Below are 22,268 nucleotides of genomic sequence, written 5' to 3'. Positions count from 1 at the left end.
GTCCCCTTCGGAGTTCACGCCTATGTAGATGCAAAGGAGCAAATCATTCGCTTTGACTATAACAAAAAATAAATAGTTTCTCTATTTTTGTGCTTTTGTATTCGTTTTCGTTACAATTTGTATCTGAATTTATTGCATTTCGCTAATTTCTATGATATCCTTTTGAAGGAGGTGTATATGACAAAACAAAAAATTAATCGAATCGTAGGTTCTATTGGTGCCTTTATTGGAATTATAGTATTTATTGCCTACATACCTCAAATTATCGCTAATTTACAGGGAAATAAAGCTCAACCATTTCAACCTTTATCAGCTGCTATATCTTGCTTAATCTGGGTTATTTATGGATGGACAAAGGAACCTAAGAAGGATTGGATACTAATCATTCCAAATTCAGCTGGTGTTATTTTAGGTGGAATCACTTTTTTGACTTCACTCTAACAAATCTAATAGTATATATAAAAAGCTGGGAAAAATTTCTCAGCTTTTTTCTATATTCTCAGATATGCTAGTTACCTGTACACACTAATTCCTGCTTTTCCATTCACAATCATTCTCGTGGTCATCAACTAGTCCTGCAGCCTGTAGAAAAGACAAGACGGCGACTGGGCCTGTGAACTTGAAACCTCTTTTTTTGAGATCTTTGGCTAATTTCTCAGACAAAGCGGTTTTAGCTGGGGCTTGGCGATAATCAGGAACATCATTGACGATAGTTTTCCCCTCAACAAAAGACCAAAGATAGGCATCAAAAGAGCCATATTCTTCCTGTAGTCGTAAAAATGCTTGGGCGTTAGCGCGTGTAGCAAAAATCTTGGCTCTATTTCGGATGATAGCTGGATTGTCTAACAAGGCTTCCAATTCGGTGTCAGTCATCTCTGCGACTGCTTGAATTTGATAGCCATGAAAGGCTTCTCGGAAAGCTTGGCGTTTGTTGAGCACCGTTTCCCAAGACAGGCCTGCCTGATAGGTTTCCATACACAATAACTCAAACAATGCTTGATCATCATGGAGGGGCTGGCCCCACTCCTCATCATGATAGGCGATGTAGAGCGGATTGGTCATCTTGACCCATGAACAACGTTTTGTCATGCTCTACTCCTATTTGACCAACATTTTAAGGGCCGACTTGATATAGTTCTCAGCTGTATCTGTCGTTCCTTCAAAGAATTTCTTGATTTTCTTGAGCTCTGTTGCCTTGTAGCCCAGTGCCAACATGGCTTCCATAGCTTCTTCCAATTCTTGGTTTTCAGTGCTAGCTTGCACTGCCACCTTGGCAGGAAGATCATCTCCTGCAACTACTACCTTACCTTCCAAGTCCAACACCATCTGCTGGGCTGTTTTCTTGCCAATTTTAGGGAACTTAGTCAAGTAGGTGATGTTCTTGGTTTCAATGGCTTGAACCAAGCCAGCATTATCATCGGCAGCGATAATAGCGAGAGCTGACACAGGACCAATCCCAGATACCGAAATCAGACTAAGAAAGAGCTTTTTCTCATCTTCTGAGCGAAATCCATAAAGCAGATGAGCGTCCTCACGCACGACCTGATGCACATAAATTTGAGTTTCTTGGTTAACCTGACCTGAATAGGCATAGGGGTTGGCTACATGCAGGATATAACCAATACCGTTGACTTCAAGAACAATGTATTTAGCAGTAATTTTAGTAATGATTCCTTTTAAATATTCGTACATAGTTTTCCTTTTAGTTTAATATTTCCCCAACTCACGGAGACTGGTGTGATTTTCCTGAATGCGTCGGAACATCTTTTCCATATCTGACTTGGTAAAATGCACCAAAACAGGACGTCCGTGGGGACAGTTGTAGGGATTGTCACATTGAGAAAGTTGATAAAGGAGCTGTCTGGCCGAATGGTCATCGATACGATGATTGGCCTTGATAGATCTCTTGCAGGACATCATGATGGCTAGCTCTGCTCGGTATTTCTTGATCGAAACCTCCTTGGTCAAAAGGAGCATGTCGCACATTTCATAGATACCTGACTCAATTTCCTCCTCTGCCATCCAAATAGGATGTTCACGTAAGATGAATTGATTTTCTCCGTACTCTGCTAGAAAGACCCCAACTTCCTCCAACAGTGCCATTCTTTCCTTGAGACGAAGGGCATCATCCGCTGGAAATTCAAAGATATAGGGCACTAGGAGTTGCTGCTGGCTCTGGTCAACATTGCCAATACTTTCACGATACTCCTCGTACTTAACCCGTTCCTGAGCCGCATGCTGGTCTATGATGTAGAGCCCATCTCGCCCTTGGGCAAAGAGATAGGTTCCATGCATTTGCCCGAAAAATTCCAACTCTGGGAAGCTTGATGATTCTTCTCGCTCCAGCTTGTCATAGGCCTTATCAAGACTTGCTAAGTCTAGCTCTGGATGGTCTAATTGGTCGTAGTTAGCAGGCTTTCTCTCTGCAAAATGCAGTTTTGCTGGCTTGGTTAGCTGATCCAAGGTTTCTTTGGCAAACAGGGTCAAATCCTGTCCTTCATCAGTCAATTCTACCTGATAATCAGCTACTTCAGCTTGACTAGGTCTTGTCGGCTCAGTTTTCTCATAGTAGAGCGTATTTTCTTTGAGTGGGAGAATGGTCTGCTCCACCTTTTGACGATTACGCACAGTCGATTTGGCAAGATTTTCCAAGGCATCTGGTATCAAGGTTTGCTCCTTGAGACTGTTGGAAATAGCTTCTGAGACCAGCGTCATCAGTTCTTTTTCCTTGGAAATTCGCACCTCTTGCTTGGTCGGATGCACATTGACATCCGCTAGATAAGGGTCGATATGGATATGAATGACAGCCAACGGAAAGCGTCCCACCATGAGCTTACTGCCATAGCCGTCAATAATAGCACGATTGAGTAGGAAATTCTTGATATAACGACCATTGATGAAGAGACTGATATAGTTGCGATTGGCTCTAGTTAACTCAGGCAGAGACACAAAGCCAGAAATTTCGAAATCAAGGTCAGAATTCTCAATTTCAATCATCTTCTTGGCACTCGCCAAACCGTAAATCCCTGCGATAGCTTGGCGCAGTTGACCAGTCCCAGCTGTTCGCGTCATTTCCTTGCCATCACTAATCAAACTAAACGAAATCTCAGGATGGGCCAAACCCAGACGATTGACAATATCAATGATATGAGACAACTCTGCTTGCTGGCTCTTCATATACTTGAGGCGGGCAGGCGTGTTGAAAAAAAGGTCCTCCACACAAACCTTGGTTCCCACAGGACTGGTCGCTGGGATGATTTCCTCTACTTCTCCTCCACGCGCGACCAGCTTTGTCCCGTGATTAGCACCATCTACCGCCGTTAGCAGAGTTAAGACACTAACAGACGCTATAGAAGGAAGGGCTTCACCACGAAAACCAAGCGTCCGAATCCGAAAAAGATCCGCTTGATTTTTGATCTTACTAGTCGCATGGCGGCGCAGGGCCAATTCCACCTCATCGTGGGCAATTCCATGACCATTATCTGTAATTTGAATTTTCTTGAGGCCAGCTTCCTCAATCTCAATGATAATCTGACTAGAACCCGCGTCAATGGCGTTTTCTACCAGCTCCTTAACAACGCTAGCTGGACGCTCGATAACCTCTCCAGCCGCGATCTGGTTTGCCAGCACCTCTGGCAATTCAATAATATGAGACATCTTTCAGCCCCTTTCTGTATCTATTTTCCTAGAAATTGATTAGTGCTATTATACCATATTTCAGATAGGACAGAAAAGCAAGCGCCACATAGAAGCCAAATCCCTCCACATAGACAAAGTCCCTTGCCATAGGCTATAAAATAGTGTTTAATAAAGGTGTACAGGAAGTGATCACAATCTTGTATAACTGAAAAGGAGAGAAATTTATGAAAGTAGAACTACAGATTAGCGAGACTTACGAAGAGGAAAAGCTGATTGTGCAAGCACCTCGAGAAACCGAAAAAGTCCAAAAAGTCATCGAGTTTGCAGAAAATCTTGACCAAAAAGAAACAATCAAAGGAAAGATTGATGATCAAGTCTATCTCGTTAAGATTAGTAAGATACAACGCTTCTATATCGAGAATCGGAAAGTTCTAGCAGAAACCGCGAGTCAGACCTACAGCATTGATTTGCGACTCTATCAGGTCCTTGAAATTCTGCCAACAACTTTTATCCAAATTTCCCAATCAGAAATCATCAATATCAACTCCATCTCCCATCTCAAGCTAACTCACAACGGTCTAGTAGAAATCTTTCTAAAAAACGAAAGTTTCACCTACTCTTCACGCCGTTACCTAAAAACCATCAAGGAGAAATTAGAACTATGAAAAAACAAGTATTTAACGATGCAGCTGCCGGTGTTCTTATCGGCCTCATCCTCTCTATCATCTTTTCACTCATTTATGCACCAAATACCTACGCACCACTAAGTTCCGACTCTCTCATCGGCCAAGTAATGACCCAACATCAGGTTCACGGTGCACTGGTCTTGCTCTACTGCACACTTATCTGGGCAGCCATCGGTATTCTCTTCAACTTTGGTAAACGATTATTCAGCCGTGACTGGAGCTTGCTCCGTGCAACTCTGACCCATTTCTTCCTCATGCTGGTTGGCTTTGTCCCACTAGCAACTCTAGCAGGTTGGTTCCCCTTCCACTGGATTTTCTATCTCCAACTCATTATCGAGTTTGCAATTGTCTACCTCATCATTTGGACTATTTCCTATAAAAGAGCATCAAAAAAAGTAGACCATATCAATCAACTCTTGGAGCATAGAAAGTAATAGCAATAATCCCACTCACAAATGCATGAGTGGGATTATTTTTATAGTTTTTGTTTTAACTCAACCAAAACATTCATGGCCTGCATGGGTGTCATGTTGTAAATGTCCAATTTAGCTAATTCTTCTAGGATAGGATGCTCTTCTGCCGTATCAAATAGTGAAATCTGTTCTGTGACAGCACTTGTTTGCCTCATAGGAGCAGGACTTTCTGTCCCTTGATTCTCTAACTGAGTCAAAATCTTATCCGCCCTTGCTAAAAGAGCAGCCGGTAAACCAGCAATCTTGGCAACATGGATACCGTAGGATTTGTCAGCTGGACCTGGTTCAATCTTATGAAGGAAGGTCACCTGCCCACCCTGCTCCAAAGTTGCCACGTGAACATTGACCAAGTGTTCCAAGCTAGACTCCAGACTAGTCAACTCATGGTAGTGGGTCGCAAAGAGGGTCTTGGCTCCGATATGCTCATGGATGTATTCGATGATAGACTGAGCGAGAGCCATACCATCATAAGTTGCAGTTCCCCGTCCCAATTCATCAAAGAGAATGAGAGAGTTCTTGGTTGCATGCGAAATAGCATTATTGGCCTCCATCATCTCCACCATAAAGGTTGATTGACCTGAAACCAAGTCATCTGCTGCTCCGATACGGGTAAAGATTGCATCAAAAATCGGTAAATGGGCACTTTCTGCCGGTACATAGGAACCTATCTGGGCCATAATCGCCGTCATGGCTAACTGACGCATATAGGTTGACTTCCCGCTCATGTTTGGCCCTGTAATCAGTTGAATACTGGTATCTTCTGCCATCTGAATCGTATTGGGAATATAGGTCTGAGCCCCCATGACCTTTTCGACGACAGCATGGCGCCCTTTCTGGATATCAATCCGCGAATCATCTCCAAACTCAGGTCGAGTCAAATGCTGGGTTTCAGCAACAACTGCCAGACTTTGCAAGACATCAACGGTCGCAATTCCTTGGGCTAGAGCTTGTAAACGTTGGATGTACTTGCTGACCTCTTCACGAATACGCATAAAAATTTCGTACTCTAGGTTAGCTGACTTCTCACGCGCCTCCAACATATCGCCCTCGATACGGGCCAATTCTTCGGTTCCAAAACGTTCTGAGTTTTTCAGCGTCGCCTTGCGGAAAAAGTGAGCAGGCACATTTCCCAGTTGTGAATTGGTCACATGGAAATAGTAGCCATCCTTTTTATTATAGTCAATCTTGAGCGTGCTGATGCCAGAGTTTTCTCTCTCCTTAGCCTCAATCTCAGCAATCCAGCTAGTCCCTTCTCTGAGAACGCGACGGTACTTGTCTAAAGTCTCATCAAATCCAGTGCGGATAATACCACCTTCCGTAATCACATGAGGAGCTTCAGGAGCAATCGCTACGCTAATCAAACTCTCTAACTCAGGGATTCCATCCAGTTGTTCGATGAGATAAGCTAGAGCAGGTTGCTCCATTCCTTCTAAAATCGCACGAATCCGTGGCACACTAGACAAGGTGGTCGCCAACTGCAAGAGATCCTTAGGATTGGTTTTGCCAAAAGAAACCCGACTAGCCAAGCGCTCAATGTCATAAACACCCTTGAGACTATCTGTCAAATCACTGCGCTCAAAGAAATGGTCGAGAAAGACCTGCACCACTTCTTGACGTTGGATAATTCGTTCCTTATCAATCAAGGGGCGATGAATCCAAGACCGCAAGAGACGCATACCCATAGCCGTCTTGGTTTCATCCAAAAGCCAGAAAAGACTTCCTTGCTTCTTGCCTGAACGAGCATTCTCAACCAAATCCAGACTAGCCTTGGTCGCATAATCCATCTGCAAGAAATCCTTGATTTCATAGCGGATAACAGGCTTGAGGTGGTTCAATTCTCTCATCTGAGTCCGATGGACATACTGGAGCAGTTTACTAGACGCCGCTTGCTCCACCGCTGCCAATCGTGAATCCAGCAAATGAAGGTCCTCAAAGCCTTCTTTTTCATAAGAGAGCACCAGATTCATCTGACGACTAAGGATTTGTTCCTCTTCCTCAGACAAGTCATAGCCCAGCACCACTTCTCGAGCCTTGAGATTGCGGATTTCCCCACAAACCAGCGTGAAATCCAAAAGACCTGTCACATAAAAGTCACCCGTCACCAGGTCCATATAAGCTAGGCCAAATTGATTGTCAGCACGGTCTATGGCAACCAAGAAGTTGTTCTGACTATCCGGCTTACTGCTATCGACCACTGTCCCTGGCGTAATGACCTGAACAACCTCTCGTTTCACAACCCCAACTGCCTGTTTAGGATCTTCCATCTGTTCAGCAATGGCTACCTTATAGCCCTGCTCAATCAAGACATCGATGTACTGTTGGGCAGAATGATAGGGGACACCCGCCATAGGAATCGGATTGTCCGCATTCTTGTTGCGACTCGTTAAGGAAATTTCCAGAATCTGCGCAGCATTGACCGCATCCTCATAAAATAATTCATAAAAATCACCCATCCGAAAGAGCAAAAAAGCATCTGAATATTGCTTTTTAATATCCACATACTGTTGCATGCCAGGTGATAGCTTTTCTGTCGCCATTTTCCGTCTCTCCTTGTCAAAAATAAGTCTTGAGAGCAACTCCCAAGACCTTACTTATCTTTCATCAAATCTAGCAAACGATCTTCCATGAGTTTGGCAACGTGCTGGTCTCGACAAATGACCAATAAGGTATTGGCACCAGCAACTGTTCCTAAAATCCATTCATCCTTGTTTGCATCTACAATATTTGCTAAAACAGAGGCTTCTCCTAATTTGGTATGAAGTACCAAAGTAAATTCTGCTCTTGCAACACCTTCTAAATGATGAGACAAAAATTCCACCAAATCAATCTTTTCTGTCTCATTTGCTAGTACATAATACACCATATCATTTTTCTTGACCTTGGTCAAGCCGATTTCGCGCAAATCTCGAGATAGGGTTGTCTGCGTCACAAAGACATTGTGTGCCTCCAACCGATCTTGAATTTCTTTTTGTGTACTTAATTTCTCCTCAGTAATCATTTTTTTTATTAACTGATGACGATCTCTTTTTCTCATAAAATCCTCTTATATGCATATTTATAACTAATTTTATAACTATATTATACCAAAAAAATAGGAGATTTCAAAAATTTTTTCTTCTTTCTTTAAAATTGTGATAAAATAGTAGAAAAGTCCAAAAAGGAGCTCTTAATGAATACAAAAGAATTGATTGCTAGCGAGTTGGCTAGCGTCATTGATAGCCTGGACCAAGAGGCTATTTTAAATTTACTGGAAACCCCTAAAAACTCAGAAATGGGAGACATCGCTTTCCCTGCTTTTTCACTTGCAAAAGTCGAACGTAAAGCACCTCAAATGATTGCTGCTGAACTGGCTGAAAAAATTAACAGCCAAGCCTTTGAAAAGGTTGTCGCAACAGGACCTTACGTTAACTTTTTCCTTGATAAATCTGCCATTTCTGCTCAAGTATTGCAAGCTGTTATCACTGAAAAAGAACACTATGCTGATCAAAATATTGGTAAACAAGAAAATGTTGTTATCGATATGTCTAGTCCCAATATCGCTAAACCATTCTCTATTGGCCACCTGCGCTCAACTGTCATCGGAGATAGCTTATCACATATTTTCCAAAAAATCGGTTATCAAACAGTCAAGGTCAATCATTTGGGAGACTGGGGTAAACAGTTTGGGATGTTGATTGTTGCCTACAAAAAATGGGGTGACGAAGAAGCTGTAAAAGCTCATCCAATTGATGAACTTCTTAAACTCTATGTCCGCATCAACGCTGAAGCTGAAAATGACCCTAGCTTGGATGAAGAAGCACGCGAATGGTTCCGTAAACTTGAAAATGGAGACGAGGAAGCTCTCGCTCTTTGGCAATGGTTCCGTGATGAAAGTTTGGTGGAATTTAGCCGCCTTTACAATGAATTGCAAGTCGAATTTGACAGCTACAACGGAGAAGCCTTCTACAACGATAAGATGGATGCAGTCGTAGACATTCTTTCTGAAAAAGGCCTTCTTATTGAATCAGAGGGTGCCCAAGTTGTCAATCTTGAGAAATATGGAATTGAACATCCAGCCCTCATCAAGAAATCTGATGGTGCAACTCTCTATATTACACGTGACTTGGCTGCAGCCCTTTACCGTAAAAACGAATACCAATTTGCTAAATCTATCTATGTCGTTGGTCAAGAGCAATCTGCCCACTTTAAACAGCTCAAAGCTGTCTTGCAAGAAATGGGCTACGACTGGAGTGACGACATTACTCACGTTCCTTTTGGTTTGGTTACAAAAGAAGGGAAGAAACTCTCTACTCGTAAAGGGAATGTCATCTTGCTAGAGCCTACTGTTGCAGAGGCTGTTAGTCGTGCCAAAGCCCAAATCGAGGCTAAAAATCCTGAACTTGAAAACAAAGACCAGGTAGCGCATGCTGTTGGGGTTGGGGCCATTAAATTCTATGACCTTAAGACTGACCGTACAAATGGATACGACTTCGACCTAGAGGCTATGGTATCCTTTGAGGGTGAAACTGGACCTTATGTCCAATACGCCTACGCTCGTATCCAATCGATCTTGCGCAAAGCAGATTTCAAACCAGAAACAGAGGCTAATTACAGCTTAAATGATGCTGAAAGCTGGGAAATCATCAAACTCATCCAAGACTTCCCACGTATTATCAATCGTGCGGCAGATAACTTTGAACCTTCTATCATTGCTAAATTTGCAATTAGCCTGGCTCAAGCCTTCAACAAATACTATGCACATACACGCATCTTGGATGAAAGCCCAGAACGCGACAGCCGTCTAGCCCTTAGCTACGCAACCGCAGTCGTTCTCAAAGAAGCCCTTCGCTTGCTTGGAGTAGAAGCGCCAGAGAAGATGTGATTCAGTACTAACAATTGGAACTAAAGTTCCCAATTGTTAGACGCTAGCCGCTTATATGCGGACTAGCTAACTGCTTCACTAGTCATGATCCCTAAATATAATCGATTTAGGGGCCATGACGTCGTAATCAGAGACACTTGTCTAAACGCCTCACTAAATTGGTCAACCAAATCTATTAATTGGCTTAGTGGCTGGTGCTAATCTTCAAGTCACTAGAATGTAAAGCAATCTAAGTAACTTACACTAAATCTATACGGATTTTGGTTTAGAGGTCTATCAGAAATCTTATCAAGTTTTGCTGACTTGTTCTGCTATTTTAGATCCACTAAATCGATTTATTCACTACTACTTCTTTATCATACAGGGAGATATTCTATGAGCCAATATGCTTATATCCTCGTTGTGATTAGCTTGGTGTTCCTTTTTCTGCTCAATAAGTACGAGAAGGAGAGACTGCAAAGGCTCTACCAAGAACAACTTTTGAAGGATGAAACATTTAGGGCTGACATCAAAGAGAAAATTCACACGACTGAAAATATCAATGATGTCATTGCTTACATCAATAAAACTTATCATCTGGGAATGTTGCTATCAAAAGACATTACAGATCAATTGAAATAATCAAAAACCGAGAAGAAAGCTTCTCGGTTTTTTTAGGGCATAATTTTTATCTTCCAACTATAGCAAATAACATTTATATTAAAAAGTTTATAGGTAATTTTCATCTCTGCTATAGAGGGGGATATAATAAGTTCTTTCTTCTAATGATTGAAAGATCGTTATCAGCTCAACTTTCCAACTCATACAAATCTGCGATAATCGCTGCGACACGTTTGATATCTCCCAGCATACCTCGCATTTCAAAATCAGCCAATACAGGGAAGCCAAAACGTTGACTATATTGCTTGGCTGTCAGGCAGTATTGGTTATTAAAGTTACGATTTCCTGAACCAACCACACCAAAACACTTACTAGCATTGTCACCATAGGCGATAAAATCTCCCACTGGTGTCGTCAAAATCTCGACATCTCCGTTATCCACGCCATTCCCACCTTCTAGGTAAGTTGGTAGGAAGGCAACATAAGGATTGGCCATTTCAAAGAAGGTCTCTCCTTCCTTAACTAGGTCTTTAATATGAATTTTTTCTACTTCAATGTTCTCATACTGTTCTAATAGGTAAGCCTTCAATCGTGTTACGAAACTCTCCGTATTTCCGCTCAGACTGATGTAGATCAAGGAAACTTTTTTCATGCTCTCCTCCTTTTTTTGAATCATAAAAAATAACTACCAAGATTGTAACTTGATAGTTCTTTTTTGTCAATACTTAGGCAAGTTCTTCTGTTTCCTCTTCTTCCGCCAAGGCTTTTTGCTGACGCCACATTTTATAGAAGACGATTGCTAGGAAGATAACATTGAGTACGATCCCAAAAATAGCAGAACCTTTGGCACCAAGCTCCGCTCCCATACGGATGTTAGGGTCTGTAAAAAGTAAAACCGCATCCTGAATGCCGATAAAGTTGTAGATAGAACCAACGATGGCAACGAAGACATAAGCAAGATAAGTGTAGTTAGCCAATTGTATGTTTTTACGAACAAGGAAAACCAAAGACACAACAACCAGAATAACAGATAAGACAACCAAGAGAATGCTGAAGATAGAATGACCATGCTCCGATACCTTAATGGTGTAAGCAACGAGCTCCTTAGCATAAGTAGCATTAACACCTGATGCTGATGTTTCTAGATTGTTCATACTCTCCGCAGTAGGTACTGGAGATATGATTCCAAATAGTGACAATGCTGAGAGTAAGGCTGAAAAAATCAGTAATACCCATAGATAGATTGGTTTCTTTTTCATAATAGAACCTCCTGATATTATTATCGATATTATAGCACTTTTTGTAAAGGGATACAAATATTATAGTGTAGTTTCTACCTGTTTTCGGTAGGCTTTTGGCGATTTTCCGCACAATTTTCGGAACACTTTATAGAAATATCCAACATTACTGTAACCAACAGCATAACAAATATCTTCAATACTGTCACTAGTTGAAAGCAAAAGTTGTTGGGCAGCCTTAATACGTTGTTTGTTTAAAAGCTCTGCGAAGGTCGAATTAGTTTCTCGCTTAATCAACTGACCTAGATAGACAGGATTGATAAAGAGATCCTTACTGATATCCTTGAGGGAAAGTTCTTTCTGATAATCACGCCCAATGACTTCCAGCACACTGACCACATTTTCATTCATACGATATTGTCCAAAGAATCGGGTCAGAGTTTCCTTGATATAAGGAACCAGTTCATCGAATGATTGAATAGCATGAATCGTTTTGACAATATCCGTCATATCATCAGCTTTGAGATGTTCAAACAAATGAAAGACATCCATGACAAACTGGATAAAAAGCTGTTTGGTAATCGGAACACGCGGCGTATTTTCAAGAACCACCTTCTCCAAGAGATTTAACTCTTCTACGATTTGATTGAGATTCCCCTGAATGATAACCCTATAAATCGGTTCGTAATAGGCAAAGAGACTCTCAGACTGTTTTAGATTGACAGAACCGTAAAAGAGGGCTTTCTCAGCATTCAGCTTCCAGCGTTCAAAGTGTTCTTGATAAGGAGCCTCAAAGGGAGTAACGACTAAACCATCTAGGGGTTGATCAGAAATAAAAATCTGCCAGTCTTGACCCAAGACATAGTAGGGAATGGTGAAGGAGCCTTGTTTTTCCTTGGATAGACCTATCCACCAATTCTCCTTATCCCCTAAATAACTAACAAATCCAGCCTCATCTAAATCTTGACTAAGGGTCTGACTTTTCTTTCCTCTCTCGCCGAGCTGACCTGCAATCTTATCCAGCAGATTTCCCAACTCGACCTTATCAACAGGCTTTACCAAATAGTCCACCACACTAAGGTTCATTGCTCTTTTTACATAATCAAACTCCTGATAACCTGAAAGTAGGATATAGGCTGCATCTGGTAAGATTTCTTTCATTTCTCGAATCATATCAAGCCCTGTTTTGTCGGGCATATTGACATCTGAAATGATGACATCGACAGGATTTTCCTGAACATATTCTAGGGCTTCATCGGCATGACTGGCTGTTGCGACGACCTCCATATCCCACTTATCAAAGGGAATCAAACGTTTCAGACCTTCTGTCACCATGTACTCATCATCTACTAATAATACTTTATACATTTTCTCCCTTTCTACTCATCTTGAATTGTAATACGATACTGAACACCTGCTTGCTCTGCAGACTCTATCGTAATGGCATAGCGAGCCCCAAAATAGAGCACAAAACGCTCGTGTACATTGACAATCCCGATAGACTGCTTTTGATCACTGTAACTGGCTTGGTGTTCAAAATGTCTCTGACTTAATTTTTCTCGAATACTTGCCAGTTTTTCAGCCGACATACCACGGCCATTATCTACCACTAAAATTTCCACAAACCCATCCTGTTTAAGAGCCTTGATGCTAATCACATTATCTGTCCGTCTGTGGTCAACACCATGCGCGAAATAATTTTCTACCAGCGGTTGCAAGGTAAACTTAGGAATCTTCATATTCTCTAACTCTGAATCTATCTTGAAACCATAGGCAATGGACTTAGGATAGCGAACCATGCAGAGATAACTGTATTTACGGCAAAATTCTAATTCCTGTTTGAGAAGAGTTTCTCTTTCGTCGGAAATATTGTTACGCAAGAGACTACTGAACTCATAAATGATATCTGCCAACTCATCTTGACTTTGCATAACTGCATACATGCGCAAGAACTCCAGAGTATTGTACATAAAATGAGGGTTGATTTGAGCCTGCAAGGCTCGCATATTGGCATCTTTTTGACTAAGCTCTAACTGGTAAATATCATGGATGTTCTTTTCCAAGCGATCCAACATATCATTGGTGGTCTCTGCGATTAGGAGCAATTCCTGATCCTTTTCAAGCGTATCAATGCGAAGACCTTCTTGTCCTTGGGCAATAGCTTGGATGGAATCCACCAAATCCACTACCTGCTTTTGATAGTTGGCAAAGGTCTGCCTCAAAGTCAGATAGAGAATGACAATAAAGAGAAAACTCAAACCCACAATCAAAGCAGAGCTGGCAACTGTTCCTTGTAAAACAAAGTTTTTAGGAACTGCCACCTGAACCTGATATCCATGAGAAGTCATACCAACAAACCAGTTCTCATGTTCCCTATTGACCCTCTCACCAATATGAAAAATCTCTGTATCAAAAGGCGATGTCACAGTAACAGCCATCGGAATATGACCTCGGGTATTGTCAATGGCATGATATAAAACTTCTGGATCCAAGGAGATGTATATCACTCCTATAGATTGATCCGTTGCTGGGTCCAGAACTGGAATTCCAAAACTATTAACCTCTGGTTTAAAGGCCTCAGCAGGCAAGGTACGACCACTTCTTTTATCCCTTGTTGAAACATAAACTTCTTTAAAATCCTGCAAGACGATTGCAACACCCGTTATAGAGTCATTTTGAACATAAAGATCATCAATGTTTTCATACAGAGAAATAGAAGTTGACGAAGCTGCTTGATGCTCCAACAGCCAATAAAAATACTCAGAAGTTGACAAGCTAAAGTACTTATAAACCCCTTGTATTCGGTCTTGATTGGCTACTAAATCTTGCGCCAGTTGGGCTGACTCCCGATAATAATACTCCACCTCATCGACTGTTCGAGTGGTTACACGTTGGGCTACTCTTTGAGCTTCCTTTTCCCGTGAATCCCAGTCAGCGTAAGAGAGTAAGATTGCAAAACTCGCAATAATAATCATCATGACTGAACTATAGGTTCTTAGAAGCGTATGTAGCCAAAACTGCTTCATTCTATTTTGTCGCCAATTTTTCATGGATACTTTCATAGACCGGTTCCAACATATCACTGATAAAGAAATGCCACATCCCAATTCCTACAAAGAAAAGTAGGGCAGGCATATAGTAACCAATTGCCACAAGTAGCACTGTCCCAAGGAGAACCTTGGCCACAGCTGCTAGACTCATAAAGATGCCAATCAAGGATAATTTGAGGCTATTTCGATAGGACAAGTCAAAATAAACTTGTAATTTCAAAGACACTGTATAGGCCAAAAACAGCAGGGCGACTACTAGAACATTCAAAAATGTTGCAATCAAATGAATAATGGTCTGATGAGGCAATTGCACCAAGAGATACAGGCCATAGATTAAAACTAAATCCACCCCTAAAAAGCTATAGAAAATCAGGTTGCTTGAGACGAAATTTTGCTTATAAAGAGACCACGCCTCCTTCAAACTGTATTCCCGAAAGCTATAACCATGTTCTGCATACAGGCTCATCAAGGTAGCACTAGCCGGCGCTAGACCAAGGATAATCCCTCCTGCCAATGTTAATAGCCAAAAGAAGGCTGTCGCAATCATCCCTAAAAAGAAACGATTAAAGACAAAGTCTAAAAATCTCCCCATGATATCCCCCTAAAAATAACTATGAAACTATTATATCATATTTCAAGCGTTTTCAAAAACTTCTAGTATCCATTTACAATCCCACCAAACCATGGTAAAATGAGAATTGTGAAAAAATTATCAGGAGACAATTCATGAAGAAATCTATCTTAACTACACTGCTTTTTGCAGTTCTTTACTTCCTCTGCATGGGGATTGGTGTCCTTTTGGGCAATCTCTTTGACCAAACTGGAAACATGTTTTATGCGCCTGCCTTTACTGCCCTTGTCGGCGGTAGCGTCTATATGATCCTAGTCGCAAAAGTTCCGCGCTTTGGAGCCATTACCACTATCGGCCTTGTTATTGCTCTCTTTTTCTTGGGAACTAAACACGGTGCCGGTGCCTTCCTTCCTGGAATTATCTGTGGCCTCCTAGCAGATGGAGTAGCTCTTTTAGGAAAATATAAAGATCAAACAAAGAACTTTCTTTCTTTTGTTATTTTTGCATTTAGCTCAACTGGTCCAATCTTACTTATGTGGATTGCGCCCAAAACCTATATGGCAACGCTTCTAGCAAGAGGAAAATCCCAAGAATATATCGACCGTATCATGGTCGCGCTAAATCCTGGAACCGTCCTTCTATTTATCGCAAGTATTGTCATCGGAGCCCTAGTGGGTGCCTTGATTGGACAAGCCTTGAGTAAAAAATTGGCACAGAAAATCTGATTACTAAAAAAGAGCCACACGGCTCTTTTTTATTTATGGCTCAATTTCTTGGTCAAGAAATCTCCCAAGAATTGGATTGTAAAGATAATCAAAATGATAATAATGGTTGCCAAAATCGTCACATCGTGATTGTAGCGGTTAAATCCATAAGCGATGGCTACGTTACCGATACCACCAGCTCCAACCGCACCAGCCATAGCTGTTTCTCCAACAAGAGAAATCAAGGTCACAGTCGTCACACGGATCAAATCTGGCAGACCTTCTGATAGGTAGACACCCACGATATCCCAGAATGTCGCTCCGCTCGCTTGAGCCGCCTCAATGACACCACCATCCAGTTCAGCCAATACCACCTGTACTTGACGGGCAAAGAAGGCAAAGACTGCAAAAGATAGGGGTACAATAGCCGCATTTGGCCCAATACTTGTCCCTACGATTAGGTGTGAAAATGGTGACAAGACTGCCAAGAGAATGATAAATGGAACCGCACGGAAAATAGAGGTAATCTTATCTAAAATCCAGAAAACGACCTTATTTTCCAAGACACCACCTGGCGCTGTCAAGACAAGGAAGAGACCCGCAACAAGCCCCAAGAAACCTCCGATGATGAAGGAAAGAACTGTCATATAAAGGGTTAGGTAGATGGCTGTTCCCCAGCCTGCTTGACCAGCCCAACCCATTTTATAGACATTTGGTAAATAGGTTTGAATCAATGATTCCATCTTACTGTCCTCCCTTCAATACTTTTAGTTGTACGCCTGCTTGACGAATGGCTTCTTGAGCACCTGCTAACGCTGCTTTTTCACCTGACAAGACCACAACCAATTCTCCAACAGGAGTACCATCCAAAATTTCGATGTTTCCATAGAGGATATTAGCCGTTACTTGGTAATGCTTGTACAATTCATTCAAAAGTGGCTCGTCTGTTGAAGCACCTGCATACTTGAGTTGAACCAAGAGACTGTTTTCAGACAAGTGTTCCACGATTTCTTGCTTCTCGATTTTGACCATAGCTTCATCAATACCTGTGGCTGTTGAGATAAAGTCTTGGGTCAAAGGTTGTTTAGGGTCTGAGAAGATTTCAAGAACACTGCCCTCTTCAATCAAATGCCCATCCTGCATAACTGCCACACGGTTGGCAATGTCTTTGACAATCTGCATTTCATGCGTAATCAAGACAACCGTCAAGCCTAATTTTTGATTCAAATCTTGCAGCAAAGCTAAGATTTGCTTGGTTGTCTTAGGGTCAAGGGCAGACGTTGACTCATCTGAAATCAAGATTTTTGGGTCATTTGCCAAGGCACGCGCAATGGCCACACGCTGTTTTTGCCCTCCAGATAGTTGTGAAGGGTAATTTTCAGCACGATCCGCCAAGCCAACCAAGTCCAACAACTTGGCTACTTTAGCCTTCTTTTCTTCCTTGCTGAGTCCAGAGTGTTTAAGGGCAAAGGCCACATTCTCCTCTGCTGTCTTTTGACTCATGAGGTTAAAATGCTGGAAAATCATTCCGATATCCTGACGTTTACGACGCAACTGCTCCGCCGTCAAGGTCACCTTGCCATCAAAAATCACATCGTCGTCAATGGTAATTTTCCCTGCAGATGGCTTTTGCAAGAGGTTAATCACCCGTACAAGGGTTGATTTCCCTGCTCCAGAATATCCAACGATTCCGTAGATATCCCCTTCTTGGATGTGAATGGTCACATCCTTGACCGCTGTGATGGTTCTCTTCTTTTGGTGAAAAGTCACATCGATCTGATCTAACTTGATAATATCTCTACTCATAGCTTCTAATTAGCTCCTCTACTAATTCAATATGGGTGTAATAATCGGCGATTCGCACATTTTCATCTCCACCGTGGTCTCGGCTATTGGCATTTCCTAGACCGAAGGCCACCATTGGCACCTCTAGGGCATCAAAGACCGTATGCATAGGCCCTGTCCCAGCTGTCGTCGGCAAGACCGAAACGCCCTGTGGATAGAATTTCTTGGCCAACTCGATCACATTGAGAATGGCTGGTGCGCTCATATCGCTTCGATAGCTCATCTCTCCCAAGGTATAGTATAATTCTACCTTATCAAAGCCATTTTTGTCTAGCTGTTTCCGAATTTTTTCCAGAACATCATGCGGTTCTAAGCCAGGAACCAAACGAACTTCTAGCTTAGCACTGGCTTCTGCTGGCAAAATCGTTTTGACTCCTTGCCCTTGATAACCTGACTGAATCCCTTCGATATTAAGAGCTGGCTCGAAAAAGAAACGTTTTAGAAAGTCTGCGCGGTTCTCTTGTAAGAGAGGCAATTCCAAACCATAAATCTGGCTGATTTCCCCTGGATTTCGTTGGGCGTAAGTGTCCACCAAGGCCAATTCTCTTTCATTTGGCTCTTGTACTTCTTCGTACAATCCTTCAACCAAGATACGGCCATCTGCAGCTCGAAGAGACTGTAGAGCTTGAAGGAGGTACCAGGGAGCTGATTCCACAACTCCACCATAACTAGAATGGATATCGACATCAGCGCTTTTCACCTTGGCATCAAAGGTCACAATCCCCTTATTTCCACCAGAAATTTCTAACTGCTCCAAGGCATTTTTGGTCCCTTGTTCCCAAACTAACAAATCTGCACCACGGAGTTTATCCGCATGCTTTTCTAGATACTTATCTAGGTCTGTTGAAGCCGATTCCTCCGCTCCCTCCATGATAAAACTGATATTGACAGGCAAATCATCATGGTGCTGCATGTATTTTCTCAAAGCACTCAAACGAGCTGTGATATGACCCTTATCATCATCAACCCCACGCCCATACATGAAGCCATTGCGCACCGAAAGCGTAAAGGGCTCCTCTGTCCACACCTGATCCCCGTCCGCTGGCACAGTGTCATAGTGGTTATAGAAAATCAGGGTCTTGGCATCTGGACGCGAACTCTTGAAATGCGCCATGACAAAAGGCGCCGTATAAGTCTCATCAATCTCCACTTCAGCTCCCACACGTTTGAAAATCTCACCCAGATAGTTTGCGACTTCCTTGAGACCCACCTGCTGGGCAAAGACCGATTTCTTAGAAATCAAGGTACGCAAAACCTCAAAATAATGCTGGGCTACATGATCCTTTTCAAATTTTTCAATCTGTTCTTGTTCGCTAGGAAAAACCATATTCTCTCTACCTTTCTATGAACTACTCTTCCTGACAATCCATGCTCTATACAAAAGCAAGAGGTGGAATTTTCTCTCCCACCTCCCTGTTTCTTATTACCAAACTGGTTGATCCAAACCGTCTGATGTTTCTTCGATAACTTTTTTCACGTCATCTGTGTGGTAAGCTGCAACAACTTTCTTGATAGCATCAGCTTTTGGTGATGATTCCCAATCTTTTTTCGCAACGATGATGTTGTACCATTGTTTTGAGTTTTCATCAGCTTGTTCTTTGAAAAGTGCTTTCTTGTAGTCCAATTTTGCTTCTGTAACGAAGGTATTGTTTACAACGGCAGCGTCAACTGATGACAATGAACGAGCTGTTTGGCTAGCATCCAATTCAGTGATTTTCAAGTTTTTTGGATTTTCTTTGATGTTAGCAACTGTTGCAAGAGCAGTTCCTGAAACGTCCAATTTAATCAAGCCAGCTGATTGAAGCAAGTAAAGCGCACGGCTTTCGTTTGTAGCATCGTTCGGTACAGCGATTTCTCCGTTTGCTGGGATATCTTCTACTTTAGTGTACTTGTTGTCACTTCCATTCAAACCTGAGTAAAGGCGGATTGGAGAGATGTAAGTATCAGCAATCGCTACAAGGTCTTTTCCGTTTTCTTTGTTCCAGTTGTTCAAGAAGTTATAGTGTTGGAAAGCGTTCAAGTCTACTTCGCCATCAGCAGTTGCCTTGTTTGGTTGTGAGTAGTCTGTGAACTCTGTAAATTCCAAAGTAATACCGTCTTTTTTAACTAATTCTTGAACTTTATCCCAACGAGCTTCTTCAGAACCGCTACGGTTAACAGTTGCGATTTTGATAGTTGTTGCATTGTCTGCTTTCTTTTCTGAGTTTCCGCAAGCTGCAAGAGCCAAACCTGCGACTGTAGCAAGGGCTGCTACACCAAGCCATTTTTTGATTTTCATGATTCTTTCTCCTTAAAAATAATACCGTACTAGTATCTCACAATTTGTTTGATTTCACAAATTGTTATTAGATAGCCAGATATATAGTTTAAAACTATATCCCTAAAAACTGAGAAATCATCCACCTTACTCAGAATGGATGATTTCAAGAAATTATTTAATATCAGCTTCTGCTGGTAGATAAGTGTCTCCGAAGAATTGTTTGGACAATTTTTCAAGAGTTCCGTCTTTGTAGAGTTCTTGGATACGTTTGTCTACAAATGTTTTCAACTCATCTTGACCTTTAGCAAGAAGTGGGTAAACATAAGGTTGTTGGTCGCTTGGAAGTTCGATCACTTTCAAGTTGTCCAAACCTTGGTCCTTGATGACTGTTTCAACACCGATTTTATCAAAAATCTTGTAGTCAAACTGGCCATCGCTCAAGCGTCCCATGATTTGTTGGAAGTCTGCTTTAGTATACTTTAGGACAGTTGGATTATCTGAATGTTGTTTGTTGTAGTCTTCTAGCTGTTTAGCAGAAGTTGTCCCTTGAACAACTTCTGTTGATTTTCCACCGATATCATCAAGCGATTTGATGCTAGGGTCATCTTTTTTCACTACAAGAACGTTAGGGTTTTTAGCAGTTGGAGCTGCATAAAGGTATTTTTCAGCACGTTCTTTAGTGTAGCTGATGTTGCTAACAGCCATATTGTAACGGTCGGCATCAAGTCCTGCAAAGACTCCTGACCACTCTGTCTTCTCAAACTTGACATCATACTTGTCAGAGTCTTTAAAGATAGCGCGAACCACTTCAATTTCGTAACCAGTCAATTCGCCATTTTCTTCATAGTTGAATGGTTTTGGTGTAGCATTAGTTGCAACGATAATTTCTTTCTTGCTAGCTGCTTCTCCTTCTTTCTTAGCACCACCTGAGCAAGCTGCTAACACACCTGCAGCAACAAGCCCTAGGGCAGCAAGAGATGAATATTTAACGATTTTTTTCATGTCATTTCCTCCAAAATAGAATACCTTATAATCTTAACAGAAAAAGAGCATTTACGCCATTATATGATATCTATCTCTGTGATAGGTTTTCTTTATGGCTAATTTATACTCAATGAAAATCAAAGAGCAAACTAGGAAGCTAGCCGCAGGTTGCTCAAAGCACTGCTTTGAGGTTGTAGATAGAACTGACGAAGTCAGTAACATATATACGGTAAGGCGACGCTGACGTGGTTTGAATTTGATTTTCGAAGAGTATTAAAAGACCAAACGCAAGACTGCAATTAAGACCACTCCAAAGAGAACTGTTCCGACTAGATTGCGGTAGCGAAAGGCTACCCAAGCTGTTGGAAAGACGGCTAAGAAGTCCAGCCATTTGATTTGAGGAAAGCTACCAACCTTACCTGTCACTACGCTTGAAAGAATCAAGGCAAAGATAATCGAAACGGGCAAGAACTTCAAAAAACGCTCAACAATCGCAGGCAAGCCCTTATACTTGACCAAGATGAAGGGAATCATACGGGGAATCCAGGTCACCAAGCCAGAGAAAATAACTGCTAATAAAAGATACTTACTGACCATCTAAAACCACCCCCATTGTACAACCAAGTAGCGTCGCAAACAGAACAGCTAGTGACTGAGATACCACTGTCAAGAGTAAAAAGAAGGACACCGCAACAACTGCTAGGATAATAAGCAGATTGCGGACAGGAATTCGTCTTTGCATAATCTGGAATTGCGAAGCGAAAATACCAATAAACATCCCAACCAGGGCAAAATCCAAGCCAAAGATTTCTGGATTTGGTAGCAGGCCACCCAGAGCCGTTCCGACTACTGTCCCCACAAACCAAGCCACATAGCTGTTGAGATTGTTTCCATGCATCCACATAGGATTGACCTTGTCTGTATGGGCTAACTCGCCCATCAAAACGCCGTAAGTCTCATCTGTCAAAAGGCTAGACATACCGATATTTTGCCAGAGACTGGTATGACGGAAATAGGTTGACGCATGCAAGCTCAATAAAAAGAGACGCAAATTAATCAAAAAGACCGTCATAGCAATAGCTGCTACAGGTGCTTGAACCGCAATCAGGGCCAACATGGCAAACTGGGCACTCCCAGCATAAACAAAGAGGCTCATCAAGCCCATCTCAACAGGTGTCACATAGGGCGCACCGATAATTCCACAGGCAAGGCCAATACTGACATAACCCAGGGCCGTTGGCATGGCTGCCTGCGCTCCCTCCCAAAATCCTTTTTCTTTCATCTTTCTCCTCATATTGTCTTAATAAATGGGCTGAAAAGACTCCAGCCACAGCATGGACTATTATAACACATTCAG

23 protein-coding genes are annotated in these 22,268 nt (G+C 42.0%); 6 read left to right on the top strand and 17 right to left on the bottom strand.

Annotated elements, in window-relative coordinates:
• The first annotated feature begins 177 nt into the window (after nt 1–177).
• Nucleotides 178–441 carry a SemiSWEET family transporter gene (locus PAN06_RS03965; RefSeq protein ID WP_000166114.1) on the top strand — a complete coding sequence of 88 codons (264 nt, stop codon included), beginning with the start codon at nt 178–180 and terminating at the stop codon, nt 439–441.
• A gap of 84 nt (nt 442–525) precedes the next feature.
• On the opposite strand, the gene PAN06_RS03960 is transcribed toward PAN06_RS03965, so the two are convergent.
• The 3 genes from PAN06_RS03960 to mutL are packed head-to-tail and all read right to left on the bottom strand — an operon-like array spanning nt 526 to nt 3,657.
• Entirely contained in the window at nt 526–1,089 is a 564-nt protein-coding gene (locus PAN06_RS03960; protein WP_269795639.1) for a DNA-3-methyladenine glycosylase I, read from the bottom strand.
• 9 nt (nt 1,090–1,098) lie between these two features.
• Entirely contained in the window at nt 1,099–1,692 is a 594-nt protein-coding gene (ruvA, locus tag PAN06_RS03955) for a Holliday junction branch migration protein RuvA (protein ID WP_269795638.1), read from the bottom strand.
• A 15-nt stretch (nt 1,693–1,707) separates the two neighbouring features.
• Entirely contained in the window at nt 1,708–3,657 is a 1,950-nt protein-coding gene (gene mutL, locus PAN06_RS03950; RefSeq protein WP_269795637.1) for a DNA mismatch repair endonuclease MutL, read from the bottom strand.
• 206 nt (nt 3,658–3,863) lie between these two features.
• Here mutL and PAN06_RS03945 point away from each other — a divergent pair, with 206 nt between their 5' ends.
• Nucleotides 3,864–4,304 (top strand): LytTR family DNA-binding domain-containing protein, encoded by a 441-nt coding sequence (locus PAN06_RS03945; protein WP_269795636.1) that lies wholly within the window; start codon nt 3,864–3,866, stop codon nt 4,302–4,304.
• Nucleotides 4,301–4,759: a DUF3021 domain-containing protein gene (locus PAN06_RS03940; RefSeq protein ID WP_004269729.1), complete on the top strand. Its 459-nt coding sequence runs from the start codon at nt 4,301–4,303 to the stop codon at nt 4,757–4,759. The genes PAN06_RS03945 and PAN06_RS03940 overlap by 4 nt, the downstream gene beginning before the upstream one ends.
• 41 nt (nt 4,760–4,800) lie before the next feature.
• Here PAN06_RS03940 and mutS read toward each other — a convergent pair whose 3' ends face one another.
• Nucleotides 4,801–7,335, bottom strand: coding sequence for a DNA mismatch repair protein MutS (gene mutS / locus PAN06_RS03935; protein WP_269795635.1), 2,535 nt, complete (start codon nt 7,333–7,335; stop codon nt 4,801–4,803).
• Between the two features lie 50 nt (nt 7,336–7,385).
• Nucleotides 7,386–7,832 carry an arginine repressor gene (gene argR, locus PAN06_RS03930; RefSeq protein WP_001231476.1) on the bottom strand — a complete coding sequence of 149 codons (447 nt, stop codon included), beginning with the start codon at nt 7,830–7,832 and terminating at the stop codon, nt 7,386–7,388.
• Between the two features lie 135 nt (nt 7,833–7,967).
• On the opposite strand from argR, the gene argS reads away from it, so the two are divergent.
• Nucleotides 7,968–9,659 (top strand): arginine--tRNA ligase, encoded by a 1,692-nt coding sequence (gene argS / locus PAN06_RS03925; RefSeq protein ID WP_269795634.1) that lies wholly within the window; start codon nt 7,968–7,970, stop codon nt 9,657–9,659.
• Nucleotides 9,660–10,034: 375 nt separating this feature from the next.
• The gene (locus tag PAN06_RS03920) at nt 10,035–10,280 is read left to right on the top strand and encodes a hypothetical protein (protein ID WP_000084859.1); all 246 of its coding nucleotides are present in this window, start codon (nt 10,035–10,037) and stop codon (nt 10,278–10,280) included.
• A gap of 166 nt (nt 10,281–10,446) precedes the next feature.
• Here PAN06_RS03920 and nrdI read toward each other — a convergent pair whose 3' ends face one another.
• From nrdI to PAN06_RS03895, 5 genes are all read right to left on the bottom strand, one after another.
• Nucleotides 10,447–10,911 carry a class Ib ribonucleoside-diphosphate reductase assembly flavoprotein NrdI gene (gene nrdI / locus PAN06_RS03915; RefSeq protein ID WP_269795633.1) on the bottom strand — a complete coding sequence of 155 codons (465 nt, stop codon included), beginning with the start codon at nt 10,909–10,911 and terminating at the stop codon, nt 10,447–10,449.
• A gap of 73 nt (nt 10,912–10,984) precedes the next feature.
• A complete protein-coding gene (locus PAN06_RS03910) occupies nt 10,985–11,518 on the bottom strand; it encodes a hypothetical protein (protein ID WP_004269724.1) in 534 nt (177 codons plus the stop codon).
• Nucleotides 11,519–11,578: 60 nt separating this feature from the next.
• Complete coding sequence (locus PAN06_RS03905; RefSeq protein WP_269795632.1) at nt 11,579–12,865, bottom strand: response regulator transcription factor; 1,287 nt, start codon at nt 12,863–12,865, stop codon at nt 11,579–11,581.
• 11 nt (nt 12,866–12,876) lie between these two features.
• On the bottom strand, nt 12,877–14,547 hold the full coding sequence (locus tag PAN06_RS03900; RefSeq protein ID WP_346732044.1) for a sensor histidine kinase: 1,671 nt from the start codon (nt 14,545–14,547) through the stop codon (nt 12,877–12,879).
• On the bottom strand, nt 14,525–15,139 hold the full coding sequence (locus PAN06_RS03895; protein WP_216732065.1) for a YesL family protein: 615 nt from the start codon (nt 15,137–15,139) through the stop codon (nt 14,525–14,527). The genes PAN06_RS03900 and PAN06_RS03895 overlap by 23 nt, the downstream gene beginning before the upstream one ends.
• 134 nt (nt 15,140–15,273) lie before the next feature.
• On the opposite strand from PAN06_RS03895, the gene PAN06_RS03890 reads away from it, so the two are divergent.
• Nucleotides 15,274–15,843: an MptD family putative ECF transporter S component gene (locus PAN06_RS03890; RefSeq protein WP_269795631.1), complete on the top strand. Its 570-nt coding sequence runs from the start codon at nt 15,274–15,276 to the stop codon at nt 15,841–15,843.
• A 29-nt stretch (nt 15,844–15,872) separates the two neighbouring features.
• Here PAN06_RS03890 and PAN06_RS03885 read toward each other — a convergent pair whose 3' ends face one another.
• The 7 genes from PAN06_RS03885 to PAN06_RS03855 all read right to left on the bottom strand — a co-directional run bounded on the left by PAN06_RS03885 (nt 15,873) and on the right by PAN06_RS03855 (nt 22,193).
• Entirely contained in the window at nt 15,873–16,565 is a 693-nt protein-coding gene (locus PAN06_RS03885) for a methionine ABC transporter permease (RefSeq protein WP_000444649.1), read from the bottom strand.
• Between the two features lies 1 nt (nt 16,566).
• Nucleotides 16,567–17,628: a methionine ABC transporter ATP-binding protein gene (locus PAN06_RS03880; RefSeq protein ID WP_000085666.1), complete on the bottom strand. Its 1,062-nt coding sequence runs from the start codon at nt 17,626–17,628 to the stop codon at nt 16,567–16,569.
• Entirely contained in the window at nt 17,621–18,994 is a 1,374-nt protein-coding gene (locus PAN06_RS03875) for a M20/M25/M40 family metallo-hydrolase (RefSeq protein ID WP_269795630.1), read from the bottom strand. Before PAN06_RS03875 ends, PAN06_RS03880 begins: the two co-directional genes overlap by 8 nt.
• A gap of 96 nt (nt 18,995–19,090) precedes the next feature.
• Complete coding sequence (locus PAN06_RS03870) at nt 19,091–19,945, bottom strand: MetQ/NlpA family ABC transporter substrate-binding protein (RefSeq protein ID WP_049488541.1); 855 nt, start codon at nt 19,943–19,945, stop codon at nt 19,091–19,093.
• A gap of 153 nt (nt 19,946–20,098) precedes the next feature.
• The gene (locus tag PAN06_RS03865) at nt 20,099–20,929 is read right to left on the bottom strand and encodes an amino acid ABC transporter substrate-binding protein (RefSeq protein ID WP_004254995.1); all 831 of its coding nucleotides are present in this window, start codon (nt 20,927–20,929) and stop codon (nt 20,099–20,101) included.
• Nucleotides 20,930–21,184: 255 nt separating this feature from the next.
• Nucleotides 21,185–21,508 carry an AzlD domain-containing protein gene (locus PAN06_RS03860; RefSeq protein WP_004263021.1) on the bottom strand — a complete coding sequence of 108 codons (324 nt, stop codon included), beginning with the start codon at nt 21,506–21,508 and terminating at the stop codon, nt 21,185–21,187.
• A complete protein-coding gene (locus tag PAN06_RS03855; RefSeq protein ID WP_000659743.1) occupies nt 21,498–22,193 on the bottom strand; it encodes an AzlC family ABC transporter permease in 696 nt (231 codons plus the stop codon). Before PAN06_RS03855 ends, PAN06_RS03860 begins: the two co-directional genes overlap by 11 nt.
• Nucleotides 22,194–22,268 lie beyond the last annotated feature (75 nt).

This window comes from Streptococcus sp. SM3 (assembly GCF_027497875.1).
The sequence above is the reverse complement of the archived record's forward strand: the minus strand, read 5'-3'. Positions and strand labels throughout refer to the sequence as shown.

Coding starts and splice junctions, on each gene's coding strand:
- PAN06_RS03965 (WP_000166114.1), top strand. CDS start 178: ATGACAAAACAAAAAATTAATCGAATCGTAGGTTCTATTGGTGCCTTT.
- PAN06_RS03960 (WP_269795639.1), bottom strand. CDS start 1,089: ATGACAAAACGTTGTTCATGGGTCAAGATGACCAATCCGCTCTACATC.
- ruvA (WP_269795638.1), bottom strand. CDS start 1,692: ATGTACGAATATTTAAAAGGAATCATTACTAAAATTACTGCTAAATAC.
- mutL (WP_269795637.1), bottom strand. CDS start 3,657: ATGTCTCATATTATTGAATTGCCAGAGGTGCTGGCAAACCAGATCGCG.
- PAN06_RS03945 (WP_269795636.1), top strand. CDS start 3,864: ATGAAAGTAGAACTACAGATTAGCGAGACTTACGAAGAGGAAAAGCTG.
- PAN06_RS03940 (WP_004269729.1), top strand. CDS start 4,301: ATGAAAAAACAAGTATTTAACGATGCAGCTGCCGGTGTTCTTATCGGC.
- mutS (WP_269795635.1), bottom strand. CDS start 7,335: ATGGCGACAGAAAAGCTATCACCTGGCATGCAACAGTATGTGGATATT.
- argR (WP_001231476.1), bottom strand. CDS start 7,832: ATGAGAAAAAGAGATCGTCATCAGTTAATAAAAAAAATGATTACTGAG.
- argS (WP_269795634.1), top strand. CDS start 7,968: ATGAATACAAAAGAATTGATTGCTAGCGAGTTGGCTAGCGTCATTGAT.
- PAN06_RS03920 (WP_000084859.1), top strand. CDS start 10,035: ATGAGCCAATATGCTTATATCCTCGTTGTGATTAGCTTGGTGTTCCTT.
- nrdI (WP_269795633.1), bottom strand. CDS start 10,911: ATGAAAAAAGTTTCCTTGATCTACATCAGTCTGAGCGGAAATACGGAG.
- PAN06_RS03910 (WP_004269724.1), bottom strand. CDS start 11,518: ATGAAAAAGAAACCAATCTATCTATGGGTATTACTGATTTTTTCAGCC.
- PAN06_RS03905 (WP_269795632.1), bottom strand. CDS start 12,865: ATGTATAAAGTATTATTAGTAGATGATGAGTACATGGTGACAGAAGGT.
- PAN06_RS03900 (WP_346732044.1), bottom strand. CDS start 14,547: ATGAAAAATTGGCGACAAAATAGAATGAAGCAGTTTTGGCTACATACG.
- PAN06_RS03895 (WP_216732065.1), bottom strand. CDS start 15,139: ATGGGGAGATTTTTAGACTTTGTCTTTAATCGTTTCTTTTTAGGGATG.
- PAN06_RS03890 (WP_269795631.1), top strand. CDS start 15,274: ATGAAGAAATCTATCTTAACTACACTGCTTTTTGCAGTTCTTTACTTC.
- PAN06_RS03885 (WP_000444649.1), bottom strand. CDS start 16,565: ATGGAATCATTGATTCAAACCTATTTACCAAATGTCTATAAAATGGGT.
- PAN06_RS03880 (WP_000085666.1), bottom strand. CDS start 17,628: ATGAGTAGAGATATTATCAAGTTAGATCAGATCGATGTGACTTTTCAC.
- PAN06_RS03875 (WP_269795630.1), bottom strand. CDS start 18,994: ATGGTTTTTCCTAGCGAACAAGAACAGATTGAAAAATTTGAAAAGGAT.
- PAN06_RS03870 (WP_049488541.1), bottom strand. CDS start 19,945: ATGAAAATCAAAAAATGGCTTGGTGTAGCAGCCCTTGCTACAGTCGCA.
- PAN06_RS03865 (WP_004254995.1), bottom strand. CDS start 20,929: ATGAAAAAAATCGTTAAATATTCATCTCTTGCTGCCCTAGGGCTTGTT.
- PAN06_RS03860 (WP_004263021.1), bottom strand. CDS start 21,508: ATGGTCAGTAAGTATCTTTTATTAGCAGTTATTTTCTCTGGCTTGGTG.
- PAN06_RS03855 (WP_000659743.1), bottom strand. CDS start 22,193: ATGAAAGAAAAAGGATTTTGGGAGGGAGCGCAGGCAGCCATGCCAACG.